Origin of the sequence: Sphingomonas sp. BAUL-RG-20F-R05-02 (assembly GCF_022662305.1) — a bacterium.
Lineage (GTDB): Bacteria > Pseudomonadota > Alphaproteobacteria > Sphingomonadales > Sphingomonadaceae > Sphingomonas.
Genome location: NZ_JAKNQH010000006.1, coordinates 13,930 through 32,239, shown reverse-complemented (window position 1 = coordinate 32,239; position 18,310 = coordinate 13,930). Strand labels below are relative to the sequence as shown.

Sequence of the window (18,310 nt, the reverse complement as noted above, 5' to 3'; positions counted from 1 at the left end):
GTTCGACCCTTTCAGAACTTCATGCCCAAGCGGACGTAATATTGGCCGCCATCGGTATCGTATGGAGCGTTGCGCGAATAGATCAGGCCGCGAACCGCTTGGTTGGTGGCCTCCGCCGGATAGCGGTTGAACACGTTTTCCGCACCGGCGCGCAGCGTGAAATGCTTGCCAAACGTGTAGCTCGCAGACACGTCGAAAAGCGCGATGCCGCCGAACTTCTGGTAGATGTCGCCGGTCGCGTTGCCCGACACGTCGGTCCAGCCGCCATAATAGCGGCCTCGGAACAGTACGCCCACCGGGCCGATGTCGTAGCCGATCGAGCCGGTGGCGTTGTGCTGCGGCAGGCGTTGTTCGAACACGATCCGTTGGGTCTCGTTGGGGATCGCCGCCGATGTGCCGCTTGTCACCTTGGTGCGGTTGTAATTGTAGGCGATCGTCGCGGTCGCTTTACCTGGACCGACAGCTTGCGCGTAGTTCAGCACTGCCTCGATGCCCCGTGTGCGCGTGTCGAAATCGTTGGTGAAGTAGCTGACCGAGGTGAAGCGCAGCGGGTTGAGCACGCCGGCGGGTACCGCGAACGAGGCGGACTGGCTGAAGCGGCCATCGACGCTGATCTGATAGGCGTCGACGCTGCCGGTCAACCCGAACGCGGTCTTGAAGGTTAGGCCGGCGGTAATCGTGTCGGACGTTTCGGGCTTGAGGGGTTTCGCGCCGAGCGCGACCGCGATCGGATCGGTGGTGGCGAGCCGGCCGCTGTTGAACACCTGCAACGTCTTGGTGTCGAGACCCTGCGAGGTGTTCGACGTGTTGAGCTGCCCCGGCGTCGGTGCGCGGAAGCCGGTCGAATAGCCGCCGCGCAGCGCGATGCCACCAACCGGCTCCAGCCGAGCGCTCAGCTTGTAGGTGAATTTGCCGCCGAATGCCGAAAAATTCTCATACCGGCCCGCCGCGCCGACGCTGAGCATCTTGACCGGCTGCCATTCGAGATCGCCGTATCCTGCATAACTTTCTTGGGCGAACCGTCCGGCCTGAAGCGGGCTGAAGCCGGGAAAGCCGTTGGAATTTGGCGCGAGCCCGGCCGCCGCACCGGCACCAATCGCGTAAGAAGCAGGGTCCCCGGGGCGGACGCTATATTGCTCCAGCCGCCGCTCGCCGCCGAACGCGACGTTGATCGGTTCCAGCCCGCCGACCGGCAGGCGATACACGAAATCGGCATTAAGGTTGAATTCCCGCTGCCGCAGCCGGCCGAGGTAGAAGGCGGTCGGCGAACTCGGTCCTAACGATGCATTGAGGCTTTCGTTTAGCGTATAGTCGATGATGCTCTCGCCGTATGACGCGCTGAGATCATAGCTCAACGCCTCGGCGAGTGCGCCGCGCGCGCCGCCGGTCGCCTGGATGTCGCTGGTCGTCGTGCCGAAGCGCGGCGTGAAGCCGGTCGGGTACAGGCTGCTGAAATTGAAGCCGGGGAAGGCCGGGCTGGCGCCATAGACCGAGGCGGTGCCGGCCGGATTGCGCCAGTTGAAGTCGGTAACGCCTTCGCCCTCGCCAAACGTGCCGAAGCTGTAGAGCTTGAATGCATCCGACACGTCGAAGTGGGTGTTGTAGCCGCCACGGATGCTTTCCAGATCGGGCTGGCCCCAGCGCTGCACCGGGTTCGGCACCTTCAGCGCGGGGTTGGCGGCCTGGAACGCGATCGCGTCGGGGCGCTGACGAGTGCGCGATGTCGCTTCAGAGTGGTCGTACTCGCCGGTAAAGACGAAGCTGCCGCGATCACCGAGGGCTATGCCACCTTGAAAGCCGCCCTGATACTCCTTGCCGTCACCTTTGTAATATTGCGAATACTGGCCAAACGCGTCGAGGCCGGGCTGATCGTCGAGAATGATGTTGATCACGCCGGCGATCGCGTCGGACCCGTATTGCGCCGAGGCGCCGTCGCGCAGCACTTCGATACGCTTGATAGCGAGGCCGGGGATGGTGGCGAGATCGGGCGCCTGCGCGCCGCGCGTCCCGAGCAGCGCGGAGCGATGGTAGCGTTTGCCGTTGACCAGCACGAGCGTCTGATCCGCGGACAGCCCGCGCAGCGTGGCAGGGCGCACGAACGCCTGACCGTCGGCGGCAGGCAGGCGCTGCACGTTGAAGGAGGGCAGCAACTGCGCGAGCGTATCGTTGAGATCGCCCGAGACGCTCGCATCGATCGCGGTGGCGGGCAGTACGTCGATCGGTGATTGCGAGTTGAACTGTGTCACGCCGCGATCCCGCGTACCGGTGACGATGACGATGACGGTATCGGCATCCGCAACTTCCTCTGCCGCCGGTGCAACGGCGGGCGCGGCGAGTGGCGAGTCATGGGCGAAAACGGGCGCGCAAAGCGCAACGGACAGCGCGGCGAGCGCGCCGGCCGAGATGAGTTTCGTCAAATGATGTCCCCTTGGGCAGCCCGGCTGGCGTTATCTTTGCCGGCTGGCGTGGCCCTAGGGATGCTGTGTTTCAGTATCACTGCATTGGTGCGACGGAACGATGGCAGTTGCGCGATACGATCCGAACCGGTGCGCGAGCAGCCGCGGCCAGCGCGCAAGTCGCTTGATCTTTATACCGGCTTACGGGCTTCGAGAGTCCTGATGTCCAAACATCCTGTCTTTTAAGAACGTCGGCCGTGTCGCGAGACGAAAGACCCTGAACGACCATGAAGTACTGGGGCGTCGCATGCATGGCTTTCTCGTTTGAGGCGGCCGTATTGAGCCATCCCGCATTCCATCACATCGTCAGCGCTCAGCTTTTCCAACCGCCTGTACTCGTGCAGGCTGCACCCCGCGAGGCGGTGCCGAACATGGCGATGCAGCCGCTCCTTGAAGCGTAACCTAAACCGTAGCTGAACAATCCGGTTCAGAAGGTGTTGAACCGCAGCGCTTAGGCAGATGCCGAGGCGCTTTACACTTTGTTGCGGCGCATGACGCGGCTGTTCGGCCGCTTGTGCCAAGAGATAGGAACGATGCTCATGGCGACGAGCGCGATGTCGGCTACACGTGACTCTGCCGGCGCACGATCTAGCGAGACGCGGCGTGCCACCCGATCGCTCCAGGCGCTGAACTTCTTCATGGCTGACATGCAGGCAGGCATCGGGCCGTTCCTCGGCGTCTTCCTGCAGCAGCGTGGCTGGACCTCGGGGCCTATCGGCACGGTGATGACGGCGGGCGGCGTTGCCGGCATGGTGATGACCGTGCCGGCCGGCGCCTTCATCGACCATACCCAAAGGAAGCGGTGGGTCGTCGTCGTCACCGGCATCTGCACGGTACTCGCCTCGTTCCTGATCCTGTGGTCGCAGTCGGGCATCGTCGTCACCGTCAGTCAGGTCGCCACCGCCATTGCCGGTGCGGCGATCGGCCCGGCGGTGACCGGCATGACGCTGGGCATCGTTCGCCAGAAAGGCTTCAACGCGCAGAATGGTCGCAACCAGGCGTGGAACCATGCCGGCAATATGATCGGTGCGGGGCTGTCGGGGTATCTCGGCTGGAAGTTCGGGATGCCGGCGATCTTCTTTCTGGCTGCGGCCTTTGGGGTGCTCGCGATCATCTCGGTCCTGTCGATCCCGGAGAAGGCGATCGACCATCGCGCCGCGCGCGGGCTGGAAGGTCAACAGGGCGACGACGAGCAGGACGCCGGTCAGGCCGAGGGGTTCAAGGCGCTATTGCGCAACAAGCCAATGCTGATCCTCGCCGCTGCGCTTGCCTGTTTTCACCTCGGCAACGGCGCGATGCTGCCACTTTACGGACTGGCGGTAGTCGGCGCCGGCAAGGGCAACGCCGCGCTGTTCACCGCCACCACCGTCGTGGTTGCGCAGGCGGTGATGATCGTCACCAGCCTGATCGCGATGAAGGTTGCGGCGGGACGAGGGTATTGGCTGGTACTCCTGATCTCGTTCGCGGCGCTGCCGCTGCGCGGGTTTCTCGCCGGCACCTTCATCGAACATTGGGGCGTGTGGCCGGTCCAGGCGCTCGACGGCATCGGCGCGGGGCTGCAGAGCGTCGCGGTTCCAGGCCTCGTCGCCTGCCTGCTGAACGGCACCGGCCGGGTAAATGTCGGCCAGGGCGCGGTGATGACGGTGCAGGGACTGGGCGCGAGCCTGTCGCCGGCGATCGGCGGCTGGCTGGCTCAGGTGTTGGGCTATCATGTCGCGTTCTACGTTTTGGGCAGCTTTGCGCTGGCGAGCCTCGCCTTGTGGATCGGCTTTGCCGGAACGCTGCGCCCCGCCTGTGCAGGCGGGGCGGACAACGAGAAGGCCGGGGCATGAGCGCGACGATCAGCTGGGTCCATATCGGTGACCTGCACATGGACGAGGCGGACGGCTGGCTGGCGCGCGAGCGGCTGGCGGCGATCGTCGGCGAGATAAACGAAAGGATCGGCGACGCCGCGGACTTCGTGTTCCTGCCCGGCGATAACGCCAATCATGCCACGCCCGAGCAGTATCGCGCGATTACCGACGCGCTGGTGCCGTTGCGGCGCCCCCATCGCGCAATTCCGGGTGACCACGATTTCGAGCTTGGGAGCCTCGACACCTACGAGGCCGCTTTTCCCGCCATTAACCGGCCCGAGGTCGAGGTGATCGCGGGGCATCGCTGCGTCTTCCTCGATATGATCTCTGCGGGCGCAGGCGGCCCCGATTTCCGACTGACGATGCATCACCGAAATCGGTTGCTGGAGGAACTGGCGCGCGCCGAGGCGGAAGGGCAGGTGCCGTTGGTGTTCATGCACGCCTATCCCGGCGACCTCGCCGCGGACGGCGAAGCCATCGCGCGCACCTTTGCCGATGCGCGCGTCGCCTTCGTCGACACCGGCCACACCCATTACAACGAGTTGCTGAACGACGGCCGCGTCGTCTACGGCGCGACCCGGTCGACTGCGCAGATCGAGGAAGATGGCGGCCGCCCCGGCTACACGATCGTGACGGTGCACGACCGGGTGCCGAGCTGGCGGTTCAAGCCAATCGGCGGCGGCTGGCCGTTCGTACAGATCGTCGCGCCCGCCGACCTTCGTCTGGTCACCCGGCCCGCCGACCCCCGACAGGTGCCCCGGCCGGGCGAGGTGGCGGTCGTCGCCAAGCTGTTCGGCGGCGACGCCGACACGGTGGTGACAATCATGGCGGGCGGGGCACCCCAGCCGATGACCGCCGACGCCGATGGCGTGCTGTGGCGCGCGACTCTGTCGCTCGCGCCCGGCCTGCACGCGGTGACGGTCACCGCCGGCGCTGACCAGGATACGATCTCGCTGCTCGTCCGTCCGGAGGACAATATCCCGCATCGCACGCTGCCGGTCGCGCCGGGCCTCGATATCCATACGGTCGGCGCCTGGCCCGAGCGTGGCATCCTTGGCACCCAGCTCGGCCCCAACAAGAACGGGAAGAAGCCATGAGCCCGGCGATAGGTGCCACCTGGGCGATCTGCGCGGCAGCGACCGCAGGCGTCATCATCCGGCCGATGCGCTGGCCCGAATGGATCTGGGCGATCTCAGGCGCGGTGCTGCTCGTCGTCACCGGGCTGATGCCGCCGGGGCCAGCCGGGTCGGCGGTGGCGAAGGGGCTCGACGTTTATCTGTTCCTGACCGGCATGATGCTGCTCAGCGAGACGGCGCGCGAGCACGGCGTGTTCGACTGGGTGGCGGCGGCGGCGGTCAATGCGGCGGGCCAGTCGCGGCCGCGGCTATTCCTGCTCGTCTATGGCGCGGGCGTGGTCGTCACGACCTTCATGTCCAACGACGCGACGGCCGTGGTGCTCACCCCCGCCGTGTTCGCCGCCGCGAAGAAGTCCAAGGCTGAGCCGCTGCCGTTGCTCTTCGCCTGCGCGCTGATTGCCAACGCGGCGAGCTTCGTGCTGCCGATTTCCAACCCCGCCAATCTGGTGCTGTATGGCGGCAAGATGCCGCCGCTCGGCCAGTGGCTCGGTTCATTCGCCTTGCCCTCGTTGGCGTCCATCGGCGTGACCTTCGTCGTGCTGCGTTGGATCGAGCGCAAGCGGATCGCCGGCGCTTGCGACTGCGATGTCGAGCGCGCAGCCCTGTCGACCGGTGGCAAGGTCGCGTTCGCGTGCATCCTGCTGACCGCGGCGTTACTCGTCACTATGTCGGCGCTCGACCAGCAACTCGGCCTGCCGACCGCGCTCGCCGGCATCGTGACCGCGCTGGGCGTGTCCGCGCTCGCCCGCAGGTCGCCGGTCGAACTGGCGCGTAGCATCTCCTGGGGGGTGCTGCCGCTGGTCGCCGGGCTGTTCGTACTGGTCGAGGCGCTCGACCGGACCGGCGTCATCCGGATGGTGGCCGATGCAATCCGCAGCGGCGCACATGATCCAGCCCGCACCGCAGCCGCCTCAGGCACGGTCCTGGCGTTCGCCTCCAACGCGATGAACAACCTGCCGGCGGGCCTGATCGCCAGCACCGCAGTCGCGCAGGCGCAGCCGCCCCGGCTGGTCACCGACGCGCTGCTGATCGGCGTCGACCTTGGTCCCAACCTGTCGGTCACCGGCTCGCTCGCCACCATCCTGTGGCTGACCGCGATCCGCCGGGAAGGCGAGGATGTCGGCTTCCTGGCCTTCCTCAAGGTCGGCGCGGTGGCAATGCCGCTGGCGTTGATCGCCGCACTCGGCACCCGCCTCCTTCTCGGTTGATAGGACACACGCAATGAATGCTGCCTGGGCTTTTCCCTTCATCTTCGTCGCCGGCATGTTGCAGGCGGTGGGCGCCGCGATGGGTGGCCAGCTCAACAAGTCGTTGCACAACCCGTGGCTGGCGACCTCGGTTTCGTTCATGCTGGTGATGTTCGCGACCGTGACGCTATTCGCCTGCATGCCGCGACCGCTGCCCAGCGTCGGCGACGTCATGTCGATGCCGTGGTGGGCGCCGCTCGGCGGCATCGTTGGCGCGGTGGCGGTGTTCGCCGGCTTCCTGCTGATCCAGAAGCTCGGCGCCGGCCCGGTTAATGGCGTCACCATCACCGCGAACATCCTCGCCAGCCTCGCCATCGATCATTTCGGGCTTCTTCGCATGGAGCAGCATTCGATGAACTGGCAACGCGCGCTCGGCGGCGCGCTGATGATCGGCGGCGTCACGTTGATCGCGAAGTTCTGATGGCGTCGAGCGGTCAGCGACGGGAGCGGGGGCTGTTGCTGGCCGGCTTCGTGCTCGTGCTCGGGTCCACCGGCTGCTAAGCCGTGCGCACGGCACGTGACGCCAGCTATCGGCATATCCACAAATGCGTTGCAGAAGCGACGCTACATCAGCTTCATTGCGCTCGCTTTGCTAACCATCAAAGCTACTAACCTAACTTGGCTTCGAGATCGGCCAGTGACTTGCCCTCGTTGCGAGGTGCCCAAGTCGTCCCAACGAAACCGCTGACAGCGAGGAACCCTGTCAAGATCCACGCGAGTGTGTGGAAACCGGTCGCGGTCAACACCGGCACGAAGAACGACCAGAAGCCTAGCGTCACGCGTACCACCGCGAACATCACGCCCTGCGCGGTGCTGCGCAGCAAGGTCGGGAACAGTTCCGAACTCCACAATTGGAAGAAGCATTGCGCGCCGAAGCCTTGCCCGATCGCCATCATCAGCACGTGGACGATCGCCACCGGAAGTGAGAGTGGAAAAATTGCGAGCAGCGCCATGCCGACGATCTGGATGATCGCAGAGGCAGCGAACAGCGCACGCTGGTTCACCCGGTCCGACAGCGGCATGAAGATGAACGCGATCGATAGCATGCCGGTGCCGAAGCTCAGCATCTGCAGCGTCACCGACATGGCCTGCGTCTGACTTCCGACCGTGCGCAGGATGTAGGGAAAGAAGAAGCCGTTGGTACCGGCCCACAGGTTCCAGAACAGGTACATGCCGACGAGGAACGCCATCCCGCCGATGTAGCGCGGCTGGAAGAGATCGCGTACGCGAACGCGGTGCTTGGCGGGACTGTCTTTTTCAGCCGCCTGCGCTTCCAGCCAGTGCGCACTTTCGTGCATGCTCGAACGATCGGCTGCGCTCGATCCACCAGATCAAGATATATTACGATCATCGCAAACCGTGGATCACGCATGCCAGCGTGCAGAACGGCCACGCGGTGCTCGACGACGGCCGCGCCGAACTGCACCGCGCGATGACGGGCAAGCCGGTGATCTTCGACGAGGTATGTTACGAGGGCGACATCGCCAAGCGATGGGGCAACCTTTCGGCCGAGGCGATGGTCGAGCGGTTCTGGTGGGGCACGATCGGCGGCACCTATGTCGGCCACAGCGAAACCTTCGCGAGTGATCGCAACGCCGATGGATCATGGCTGGGGCAGGGCGGTGTGCTGCGCGGGCACAGCGCGCCCCGGCTGGCCTTCCTGCGCGGCATTCTGGAGAACGGTCCGGCACCCGGCGTCGATCCGATCCAAACCTGGTGGGGCTACCGCCTCGCCGGCAAGGATCAGGACTATTACCTGCGCTATTTCGGGGCGGACACGCCGGCGGAATGGCCGGTGGTGCTGCCGGGCAAGGGCGCCGGGGCCTTGCACAGCTACCGTGCCGACATCATTGATACCTGGAACATGACGATCACGCCGGCAGGCACTTTCACGATGGCGCAGATGAACGATTACGACGTCCACGATCCGGCGCGGCCGACGCTGGCGCTATCGGGCAAGCCTTGGCTGGCGGTGCGGCTGGTGCGGGTGTGAGCGCTGGCTTGCTTGCCGCGCTGCGGGCAGCGGTCGGCGCGCAGCATGTGCTGACCGGCGAGGCCGAGACGCACCGCTTCCGCACCGGATACCGCTTCGGCAGCGGGCCGGTCGCAGCGGTGGTGCGGCCGGCATCGCTGATCGAATTGTGGCGTGTGGCGCAGGCAGTGATCGAGGCGGGCGCAATCTTGATCCCGCAGGCAAGCAATACCGGGCTCACCGGCGGATCGACCCCGGACGGAGACGATTACGACCGGCCGGTCGTCGTCGTCTCGACGCTGCGGATCGCCGGCGTGCATCTGGTGCAGGGCGGCGCGCAGGTGGTGTGCCTGCCGGGCGCGACGCTCGACGTGCTGGAGAAGACGCTGGCGCCGCTTGGCCGCGAGCCGCATTCGGTGATCGGATCGTCCTGCATCGGCGCGTCGGTGCTGGGCGGCGTGTGCAACACTTCGGGGGGTGCGCTGGTGCGGCGTGGCCCGGCTTTCACCGAACTGGCGCTGTACGCGCGGGTCGATGCGGACGGCCGGCTGGAACTGGTCAATCACCTCGGCATCGATCTCGGCACGACGCCGGAGGAAATCCTCGCGCGGTTAGAGCGCGGCGGCTTCACCGAGGCGGAGGTGCGCGACACCGGTGCGCGCGCGTCCGATCACGATTACGCGACCCACGTCCGCGACGTCGATGCCGACACCCCGGCGCGCTTCAATGCCGACCCCAAGCGATTGTTCGAAGCGTCGGGATCGGCCGGCCACGTCGTACTGTTCGCGGCGCGGCTCGACACGTTCGTGAAGGAGGCGGGCACGACCGTCTTCTACATCGGTTCGAACGACACCGCAGACCTTACCCGCTTGCGGCGCGAGATGCTCGGCGGCGACCTGCCGCTGCCGATCGCGGGCGAGTACATCCACCGCGACGCCTTCGTCCTCACCGAACGCTACGGCCGGGACACGTTCCTCGCGATCCGGCACCTCGGCACCGCGCGTCTGCCGACGTTGTTCCGGTGGAAGGACCGCGTCGACGGCTGGTTCCGCTGGCTCGGCCTGCGCAACGTCGCGGACAAGACCTTGCAGGTCGCCACCCGCCTCGGCCCGAGCCATCTGCCCAAACGGCTGACCGACTACCGCGACCGTTTCGAGCATCACCTGATGCTGCGCGTAGCCGCTGCCGATGCGGACGCGACCGAAGCGCTGCTCGCGCAGGCGCTAGGCGCGGGTGAGGGCGCGTTCTTCCGTTGCACGAGGCAAGAGGGCGATGCCGCCTTCACGCACCGCTTTGCCGCAGCGGGCGCCGCTGTGCGCTACCGCACCGTGCATACGCGCGAGGTGGCCGATATCGTCGCACTCGACATCGCGCTTCGCCGCAACGATATCGCGTGGTTCGAGACGTTGCCCGCCGAACTGGAGGCGGCGATCGCTCACAGATTCTACTACGGCCACTTCTTCTGCCACGTCTTCCATCAGGATTACGTGATCCGCGCCGGGCATGACCCGCTCGCGATCGAACACGCGATGTGGGCGTTGCTGGACGCGCGTGGTGCGGAATATCCGGCCGAACATAACGTCGGTCATCTCTACTACGCCAAGCCCGCCTTGACCGATCATTACCGCGCGCTCGATCCAACCAACAGCTTCAACCCCGGCGTCGGACGGGTGTCGAAGCGGGCGCACTGGCGGTAGGCCGCGCACGGCGATGCCGCGGCCGCGCTAACGGCATACGGCGTCTCGTGGCACCTCGGCGACGGCGACGCCGTGTGCCGGCAAGGTTCCGCCCGGTACGGCGCCGACCACCAGCCGCGCGCCGGACGGCAGCGAGACCGGCTGTGCCGCGACGCCGTGATTGATGACGACCAGCACGCAACGCTCCGCTCCGGCGCGTGCGCTCACCTCGATGTCGGGGCTGGCGACGGGCAGGATCGTGGCGACGGCTGCCTCGTCCAGCATCCGCCCCGCCAGCACGCGCATGGCGGCAGCATCGAGCCAGGCGCCGACATAGGTGATGCTCCCCTTGCCGACGGACCGGGTCACGATCGCCGGCTTTTTGTCCAGCCAGCCGCCCGGATCCGCATACCGCGCGATCACCCGCGTATCGGCGGCATCCGGCACCGAATTGGCCAGCACCGGCGCGGCGGCGTCGATCTCGTGCGCGGTTTGCGTCACTTCGCCAATGATCGGGTTGGGCAAGCTTCACTTAATCGGCCCCGAAGTGCCAGTGGCGGCGAGATGCGCAGCGCCCTCGAGCGTTAACGCTACGCGCTCATTGTGCTCGACGTCATGATGCCCGGCGAAGACGGCCTCGCCATCCTGCGCGCGCTCGACCGGTCCTCAAGTCCACCAGTCATCATCCTGCCCGTGATCGGCCAAGATATCGACCGGATCGTTGGCCTTGAACTCGGTGCCGACGATTACATCGCCAAACCGGCCAATCCACGTGAACTGCTTGCGCGCATTCGCTCCGTGCTGCGGCGCGGCGTGGTAAGAGAGCCAGCAGCGCCACCAGCGCGCAGCTGGCGACGCTTCGCGGGCTGGCGCTTCCATCCGGTCGGCCGCGAGTTGATCGACCCTGACGGCGTGCTGATGAACCTGTCGGTGGTTGTCGCCTCTCCGCTGACACACGCCATCTCGTTCGAGCCGGTCGCTGCCGACGAGCGTGCCTTCCGGCATGCCGCCTGAGTGCGAGGATCCTCATATGCGATTTTCAATCATCACCTGGGCGGACGTGAGCCGATTGGCGGGGTCGACGTCCACGGTCCAGACCGTTGCTCGCGCCGATGCCTATGCCGCCTGGACGGCGCGGTCGCTCGGCTTTACCGCAATCGAGGGCCGCGGGGTCGATCGCGGTCAGGCGTTGGTCGCAGCGGCCCGACTGTCGGCCGCGCTGGTGAAGCACCCCGCGATCGGTCTCACGTTCGAAGCCGACGATAGCGCGGAGACGCTTACGGCCGAGGCGGAGTTTCCCGCCAATCTGATCTTCTACTCCGACGATAGTGCCGCCACGCACTGTCAATCTAATGCGAACTCGTCTCTACAGGATGAAGCTGCTGCTGCGGCGGCGGTTCCTCAGGCCATGACCCGCTGCCACTCAGCCAGTGCGGCCTAGCGGCGTTCCTTGAAGATCTGGCGCTTGAAAAGATGGCGTTCCAGGTTGAAGTGGTTGTGAACGTTGGCGTGGACGGAGGGAAACTTCTGTAACGTCTTTATGCGCCTGAACCTGAGCATCGCGCGCTCTCGTCGTCGAAAAGGCAGGTGGCTGTTCTCCACACGGTTGATCGCCCGGCGGCCGATCTCCTGCTTCTCGGCGTTGCCAAGCTCGTTCATCGCGGCGCGGTAGGAGCGCAGACCGTCGGTGGTAATCGACTCTGGCAAGCCGTGACGCTTCAGCGCTTTCTTCATAAAGCGCAGCGCGGCGTCCTTGTCACGGCTCCTTGTGCTGTAGCTCTCGAGGATCTCACCTTCGTGATCGACGGCACGCCACAGGTACACCATCTCGCCGTTCAGCTTCACGTACATCTCGTCCAGGTGCCAGCGCCAATGGCGGAAGCCCCGCATGCGCTAGATGCGCTGCTGGTGCATATCGCCGACGAGTATCGGCCCGAACCTGTTCCATCACTGCCGCACTGTCTCGTGGCTCATATCGATGCCGCGTTCGACAAGCAGGTCCTCGGCGTTCCGCAGCGACAATGGAAAACGTATGTATATCATCACCATGAAGCGGATCACCTCGGGCGACGAGTTAAAGCAATGGAACGGAGGGCGGTTTGGCTCGGGATCTGCGGCTCATACGTGCTGGGTATCACCCCGGTCGCTACCTGCCACATTGGTCTGAAGTGCAGACAAAGCCACGCTGCATCAATTCTTAAGAATAATGAAGTATTATCCATCCCGTGATGAACGGCCGTCTTTATGAGGCGTGCTTCGTCGACAGGGGGAAAGCGATGAGGCGAGTGGTCGTATGGCTGAAGCGGCTGAGGAATGACGAGCGTGGAAACGTTCTGGTCCTGTCAGCGCTCGGTCTGTTGCTACTGCTAGGTATGGGCGGTGGCGCGCTCGACCTCAGCCGTATCTACCTCGTAAAAACGCGGATGCAGCAGGGCTGCGACGCGGGGGTGCTGGCGTATCGCAAATCGATGCAGGGCACGAATGTCCTCCCCACGACGTACCCGACCGCGCTAGCCTATTTTAACGCGAACTTCTCGCCGGGCCGGTACGGCTCGATGAACACCCAATTTCCGCAGCCAACCGTCGATGCGAATGTGGTCGTACACGGGACGGCGACGACCACGGTGCCGATGGCCTTGATGCAAATATTTGGCTTCAAGCAGATTACGCTCGGCAGTACCTGTGACGCGCAACTTCAATTGCCTAACACCGATGTGATGTTCGTGCTCGATACCACCGGATCGATGACCGACACCAATCCGGGCGATTCCGACAACAAGATCACCGGGCTGCGCAATGCGGTGTTAAACTTCTACAACACGCTCGAGCAGGCCAAGATCTCCGGTACGCAGGTGCGTTACGGCTTCGTACCCTATTCGAACACCGTCAATGTGGGGTTGCTGCTCAAGCGCGAATGGATCGTGAACAATTGGACCTATCAGTCGCGCCAGTTCGATCGGCAGCAGCAGGATCAAACTGGGACGCAAGGGAACACCGTCACAACAAGCTCGGCATGGACGCCAGCGATCACACCGACCACCACGACGAGTTATGGCGACCCCGAAAATTGCTCAGCGCCGGCAAACACGGCGGCGACCACGAACTCCTCGAGCACGCCTTGGAACCCTTCCGCAAGCGCAGTCCCGCGCTCGCGTACTAATTATCGCACGTACGAAGGCGACACATATTCGGCCATCGTCAATTCCAGCGGGCAGTGCGTGATCACCAAGAACAGCTATCCCAGCACGCAGCAGAGCCAGACGCAGACCGTCAGCAACAATCCGAATGCCGGCCAGCCGACCTACACGACCCGGAACTACTTCTGGTACAAACCCGTCAGCTACGACGTCAGCGCGTTCAAGGGTGCCGCCACGAGTGGACTGATGGCAGGCGCCAGCAACGTATCGATGGCGAACGTTAATGCGCCTTCCGGCAGCAATGCCACGGGCAGCGACCAGAAGGTGTCCTGGGTTGCCGCGAGTGCCTGCATCGAGGAGCGAAAGACGTTACGGCCGGGAGAAACCGGCACCGCTTGGGACATGGACGTCGACAGCACGCCCGATACGTCCAAGCCGGAAACCCAATGGGCCCCGTTTCTGCCCGCGCTCCTCTTTGCGCGTCAGGTCACGAACTACACTGCGACCCCGCCGACTGGCTTCAACACCGCAGACGTGAACACGACGGCCGGTTATACGCAGCTTTCAAGCTATCCCTACAACCGCGCCGCCTGTCCCAGCCCTGCCCGAAAACTGCAGAGCAAGGAGGCCGGGCTTACGTCCTCGGCGCTGCAATCCTATCTGAACGCATTGCTGACGCGCGGGGATACCTATCACGACATCGGCTTTTTGTGGGGCCTGAGACTGATTTCAAAGGAAGGGTTGTTTGGCAGCGAGAACACCTCGGCGCCCGACGGCAGTTCGATCGCGCGCAACATCATCTTCATGACCGATGGCGACACGGAATCGCATATCCAAGATTACGATGCATATGGGCTGTCTGCGCTTGACCGACGGCGGACCGATCCCTCATCTCTGCCGAGCGACAGCGACCAGAACTCGATCGTCGAGGATCGGCTGACGCGCTATTGCACTATTGCCAAGAATAAGAAGGGGATAACTGTCTGGGTGATCGCGTTCGGCACCGACCTGACGCCGCTGCTCAAAACTTGTGCGTCCCAAGGCCGCGCTTTCCAGGCAAATAATAGTCAGCAACTCAACGACACCTTCGCCGAAATTGCTGCGAAGATCGCACAGTTGCGGCTGACCAAATGAGCCGTCCCATGTTGACCAATCTTGTCAAGTCCAATCGCGGCTCGACGCTGATCGAATTCGCCATCATCGCGCCCGTGTTGGTCCTCATGCTGCTCGGCGGCCTAGAGATCGGGCACACGATATATGTGCGATCGGCGCTTGTCGGATCGCTTCAGAAGGCGGCTCGCGATATCAGCCTGGAAAGCGCGAGCTCGTCGACGCAGATGAACGCGATCAACGCCACGGTGGCGACCGCGGTTCACCAGATCATGCCGAGTGCCAAGGTCGAACTGGTTGCGAAAAGCTATCATGATTACAGCAACGCTGCCAGTCCGGCGGAAGAGTATAACGATGCCGACCACGACGGGCGATGCGACCATGGCGAGGCGTTCGTAGACAGCAATCGTAACGGGAGCTGGGATCAGGACGGGTCCGTCAGTGGGCGAGGCAGCGCCCGCGACGTCGTCCTGCTCGTAGCGACAGCCAGTTACAGCCGGCTCGGGTTGACCAGCCTCCTTGCTGGATCACCGCAGACTGTCCTGACCGCTAAGACACTGATCCGCAACCAGCCCAACGATCAGCAAGCCGAACCGCCGACCGGGACATGCCCGTGAGTGCGCCCGTACGTCTGTTTCGCACGCTTCGTCGGGAGACGCGCGGATTGGCGCTGTTAGAATTTGCGCTCTGTCTCCCGTTCCTGATCATCGCGACGCTTTGGGCCTTCGAGTTCGCCAATTATGTTCTCGTTCGACAACAGATCAGTCAACTCGCGCTTCAGGTTTCCGACAACGCCGCTCGGATCGGCACCTTGACCTCGGTCCAGACGCAGATCGACGAAAAGCAGATCAATGATCTTTTTACAGGCGCAAACCTCCAAGGCGGATCGCTCGATCTAGCGCACAACGGTCGAATCATACTGACTAGTCTGGAGGTCGACGACGGCCAACCGCATGGGCAATATCTCCATTGGCAACGTTGCTACGGAGCGCTCGTTTATCCGTCGAGCTACGGCAGGCAGGGTGATGGTAAGGGCAATTCAAGCGTAAAGGGAATGGGCCCTTCAGACGCCAAGATTGTCGCGGTAGCCGACGCGCCAGCCATGTTTGTGGAGATCGCCTATCAATATCAACCTATCATCTCCGCTCGCATCGCACCTTCGGCGTTGATGCACGAGGTCGCCGCGATGATGGTTCGTGATAATCGCGACACTTCCGATCCCGGCATAAACTCAGTGAATGGTGTTCAGCCGTCGGCGTGTTAGGGTCAGGACTCGTTGATTGAGCCAGAAGATGACAGTTGCGGCAATGCAGATGGCGGACATGAAGGTATGCGAGCAGCGATCATAACGCGTTTGGATGCGCCGCCAATCCTTGAGCCTTCCGAACACGTCTTCAATTGCGTGGCGCTGCTGATAGAGCGCTGCGTCGTGCTGAATCGGCATTTTCGGGTTGGCTTTTGAGGGAATGCAAGCAGTGATCTTGCGCTTTGCTAGCGCGGCGCAAAACCAGTCGGCGTCATAGCCTTTGTCCCCGGGCAGTGCCTTGGCCCGGGGCAAGGCGTCGAGCATGAGGGCGGCACCCTTGTAGTCGCTCATCTGACCTTCGCTGAGCAGCATGACGAGCGGCCTTCCCCTTGCCATCGCAGACGGCATGTAGCTTTGAGTTCAGGCCGCCCTTGGTGCGTCCAATACGTCGGGGAACAGACCCTTTTCTAAAAGGCCTTCAGCCGTCTGGTGCGCCTTGAGATAAGGGGCATCGATTATCAACTGGTCAGGCTTGCCGCCTTCCGCCGCAAGGATCTTGTTGAACATACCAAACCTGCTTCAACGTATGAACCGATTGTAGATCGTCTTCGGCGGTCCTTACGCGGCAGGAGCGTCCCACCAGCGCAGACCGTTCCTGATTACGAAGATGATCACGCTAATAATCCGACGATCATCAACCCGAGCACCCCGTGCGATAACGCAAAATACGGCTTGATGTGGCGCATCTGCGCCTCCGACAATCAGATGATATCACTCATGGTAACGTCTCCTTGCGCCACCACTGAATCAACCGATCAACGTCCCCGCAAGCAATTTAATAGGTCCTGAGCCCAGGTCCATTTCCCGAACAGATAACGGTATTCGGATCAACATACATGAATGACTTCGAGGTCTTCCGCGTCAACGTGCGCGAAGACTTTACATTGTCCTGCGGCCCCGCGGCCGAGAGGATGCGGATAAGGATTGGCTGAGTACCAGCGCCTGGCGTTCACGCGATAGCATACTCTAATGCCCGCTTTCCACCAGACCGCGACTTTCAGCCGACCGAACGCTTTCATTGCGTCCAAAGCTCACCGGGGGGGTGTGGGGACGAAAAGCGATCGGGCTGGAAGCGCCCACTTCCGGTCGTTCAACGCTGCCACGCGTCTTTACCTAGCCCGCATCATAGAAACAGCGCCAGACTACGGGTTGATCTGATCTCTCCAAGCAGCTGAGCGAGCTCCGACGACTTCACGACGTAATCGCTGATCTCGCGTCGACAACAAGATTGAGGTGAGGGGACACTAGCGATCTCAGCGGAGCAAAATGCGGTATCCCGCGATCATCCGCAAGGTGTTCCAGCGCTACCTCGTGCTCGGCAATGTTCGGCTGGTAGCCGAGGCGCTGACACGGGACGACACCGTTTCGCCACGCCGGCTCCGCATTGGCTCGGGCACCGGCTATGGCGGTGGTCCGTTCAGCCGTGGCCAAATCCATCTGCTGCTCAAATGCGCAATCTACATCGGCAAGGTGCATCACAAGGGGCAGGTCTACAAACGCTTGCACCAGCCAATCATCGAACGTGAAGTCTGGGACAAGGCGCAGGCGTTGCTCGCCGGGCATGTACGGGGCGGCAAGCGTGGTCCACGCGCCGAGCATCACAGCCTGCTGGCCGGACGGATCGTCGACGCGAGCGGTGAGCCGTTGATCGCGTCTGATGCATGCAAGGCCAAGGTGCGCTACCGCTACTATGTCCAGCCGCGATCTCCAGACCACGCCGGGTACCGCCGGCATGCGGCTGCTAGCGATCGAAATCGAGGACGCCGTCGGGACACGTCTCGCTAAGTTGTTTGAGGATGGGATCGCGCTCACCTCGGCCGAATGGCCGCACGTACAGCTTGCCGAGGTGCCGCTGATCATAGCGCGATGCGGCGATCTGCATGCCGAGCTAAACAGTCGTGGCCGGCAGCGCCTCGCTGCCCTCGTGACGCAAGTCCGAGTACGAGACAGCGGCATCGAGATTGACTGCGCGTCCGCCGCGATCGCCTGGGCACTTGGTGCGGAGCATCACGGTGAACCGATACCGTCACGATGTCGGCTGCACTGAACTCGTCCTCCAGCCAGTTATGGTTAGAAAACCAGCGGGAGAGATCGCTTAGCCTTGTCCTCACTCGCTCATCTAGCATTGCGATGCGCTCAGTATGCCAAGGCCGATCTGCCTCGAGCAGCAACGCCATGCTGCGTTCGACGATCGTTGGCTCCACCGTGCTCTTGGCAGCGAACATTCATGCGATCGCCCGTGCTCTGGCTTCCGCATTCTGAGGCATGAGTCCCCGATGGCACTCGGCGATATGGAACACGATGGCAGCCGATTTAAACAACGCAAACGAGTCGTCCTCGTACGTCGGGGTATGCCCGAACTGCTGCCGCGCGATGTGCCGGCTGCTTCATCGCTGCAAAAGAAAGGAGACGTACGT

Annotated in this window: 17 protein-coding genes and 1 pseudogene; 13 read left to right on the top strand and 5 right to left on the bottom strand. The window is 63.4% G+C overall.

Annotation, left to right across the window (positions count from 1 at the left end; genetic code table 11):
• Positions 1-11: 11 nt before the first annotated feature.
• Complete coding sequence (locus tag L8F97_RS14160) at positions 12-2,417, bottom strand: TonB-dependent receptor plug domain-containing protein (protein ID WP_242151340.1); 2,406 nt, start codon at positions 2,415-2,417, stop codon at positions 12-14.
• Positions 2,418-2,995: 578 nt separating this feature from the next.
• On the opposite strand from L8F97_RS14160, the gene L8F97_RS14155 reads away from it, so the two are divergent.
• Genes L8F97_RS14155 through L8F97_RS14140 form a run of 4 tightly spaced genes read left to right on the top strand, consistent with a single transcriptional unit; the run spans position 2,996 to position 7,113 of the window.
• The gene (locus L8F97_RS14155) at positions 2,996-4,288 is read left to right on the top strand and encodes an MFS transporter (protein WP_242151338.1); all 1,293 of its coding nucleotides are present in this window, start codon (positions 2,996-2,998) and stop codon (positions 4,286-4,288) included.
• Positions 4,285-5,406, top strand: coding sequence for a metallophosphoesterase family protein (locus tag L8F97_RS14150; RefSeq protein WP_242151335.1), 1,122 nt, complete (start codon positions 4,285-4,287; stop codon positions 5,404-5,406). The genes L8F97_RS14155 and L8F97_RS14150 overlap by 4 nt, the downstream gene beginning before the upstream one ends.
• Entirely contained in the window at positions 5,403-6,653 is a 1,251-nt protein-coding gene (locus L8F97_RS14145; protein WP_242151332.1) for an arsenic transporter, read from the top strand. The genes L8F97_RS14150 and L8F97_RS14145 overlap by 4 nt, the downstream gene beginning before the upstream one ends.
• A gap of 13 nt (positions 6,654-6,666) precedes the next feature.
• Positions 6,667-7,113 (top strand): DMT family transporter, encoded by a 447-nt coding sequence (locus L8F97_RS14140; protein ID WP_242151329.1) that lies wholly within the window; start codon positions 6,667-6,669, stop codon positions 7,111-7,113.
• A gap of 187 nt (positions 7,114-7,300) precedes the next feature.
• Here the strand turns inward: L8F97_RS14140 and L8F97_RS14135 are convergent, their stop codons facing one another.
• A complete protein-coding gene (locus L8F97_RS14135) occupies positions 7,301-7,990 on the bottom strand; it encodes an MFS transporter (RefSeq protein WP_242151326.1) in 690 nt (229 codons plus the stop codon).
• Between the two features lie 80 nt (positions 7,991-8,070).
• Between L8F97_RS14135 and L8F97_RS14130 the strand changes: the two genes are divergently transcribed.
• Together L8F97_RS14130 and dld are read left to right on the top strand one after the other, a co-directional pair.
• The gene (locus tag L8F97_RS14130; protein WP_242151323.1) at positions 8,071-8,685 is read left to right on the top strand and encodes a DUF5605 domain-containing protein; all 615 of its coding nucleotides are present in this window, start codon (positions 8,071-8,073) and stop codon (positions 8,683-8,685) included.
• Positions 8,682-10,361, top strand: a complete 1,680-nt coding sequence (gene dld / locus L8F97_RS14125; protein WP_242151320.1) for a D-lactate dehydrogenase — start codon at positions 8,682-8,684, stop codon at positions 10,359-10,361. Before L8F97_RS14130 ends, dld begins: the two co-directional genes overlap by 4 nt.
• Positions 10,362-10,388: 27 nt before the next feature.
• Here dld and L8F97_RS14120 read toward each other — a convergent pair whose 3' ends face one another.
• Positions 10,389-10,865: a beta-galactosidase trimerization domain-containing protein gene (locus tag L8F97_RS14120; protein WP_242151316.1), complete on the bottom strand. Its 477-nt coding sequence runs from the start codon at positions 10,863-10,865 to the stop codon at positions 10,389-10,391.
• 78 nt (positions 10,866-10,943) lie between these two features.
• Here L8F97_RS14120 and L8F97_RS14115 point away from each other — a divergent pair, with 78 nt between their 5' ends.
• Together L8F97_RS14115 and L8F97_RS14110 are read left to right on the top strand one after the other, a co-directional pair.
• Positions 10,944-11,354: a response regulator gene (locus tag L8F97_RS14115; RefSeq protein ID WP_242151313.1), complete on the top strand. Its 411-nt coding sequence runs from the start codon at positions 10,944-10,946 to the stop codon at positions 11,352-11,354.
• Positions 11,355-11,370: 16 nt separating this feature from the next.
• Entirely contained in the window at positions 11,371-11,781 is a 411-nt protein-coding gene (locus L8F97_RS14110) for a hypothetical protein (protein WP_242151311.1), read from the top strand.
• On the opposite strand, the gene L8F97_RS14105 is transcribed toward L8F97_RS14110, so the two are convergent.
• The gene (locus L8F97_RS14105; RefSeq protein ID WP_277924983.1) at positions 11,778-12,230 is read right to left on the bottom strand and encodes a DDE-type integrase/transposase/recombinase; all 453 of its coding nucleotides are present in this window, start codon (positions 12,228-12,230) and stop codon (positions 11,778-11,780) included. The genes L8F97_RS14110 and L8F97_RS14105 overlap by 4 nt on opposite strands.
• Between L8F97_RS14105 and L8F97_RS14100 the strand changes: the two genes are divergently transcribed.
• From L8F97_RS14100 to L8F97_RS14085, 4 genes are read left to right on the top strand one after another with little or no spacing between them, the layout of a single operon-like run.
• Positions 12,213-12,569 (top strand): hypothetical protein, encoded by a 357-nt coding sequence (locus L8F97_RS14100; RefSeq protein WP_242151303.1) that lies wholly within the window; start codon positions 12,213-12,215, stop codon positions 12,567-12,569. The genes L8F97_RS14105 and L8F97_RS14100 overlap by 18 nt on opposite strands.
• Entirely contained in the window at positions 12,569-14,611 is a 2,043-nt protein-coding gene (locus L8F97_RS14095) for a vWA domain-containing protein (protein ID WP_242151300.1), read from the top strand. Before L8F97_RS14100 ends, L8F97_RS14095 begins: the two co-directional genes overlap by 1 nt.
• 8 nt (positions 14,612-14,619) lie before the next feature.
• A complete protein-coding gene (locus tag L8F97_RS14090; protein ID WP_242151296.1) occupies positions 14,620-15,204 on the top strand; it encodes a TadE/TadG family type IV pilus assembly protein in 585 nt (194 codons plus the stop codon).
• Positions 15,201-15,851, top strand: coding sequence for a TadE/TadG family type IV pilus assembly protein (locus L8F97_RS14085; protein ID WP_242151293.1), 651 nt, complete (start codon positions 15,201-15,203; stop codon positions 15,849-15,851). Before L8F97_RS14090 ends, L8F97_RS14085 begins: the two co-directional genes overlap by 4 nt.
• Here L8F97_RS14085 and L8F97_RS14080 read toward each other — a convergent pair.
• A pseudogene (locus L8F97_RS14080) lies at positions 15,819-16,579 on the bottom strand (IS5 family transposase). The gene L8F97_RS14085 and the pseudogene L8F97_RS14080 sit on opposite strands and share 33 nt — an antisense overlap.
• Before the next feature lie 580 nt (positions 16,580-17,159).
• On the opposite strand from L8F97_RS14080, the gene L8F97_RS14075 reads away from it, so the two are divergent.
• Positions 17,160-17,678 carry a recombinase family protein gene (locus tag L8F97_RS14075; RefSeq protein ID WP_242151290.1) on the top strand — a complete coding sequence of 173 codons (519 nt, stop codon included), beginning with the start codon at positions 17,160-17,162 and terminating at the stop codon, positions 17,676-17,678.
• Positions 17,679-18,310: the final 632 nt, after the last annotated feature.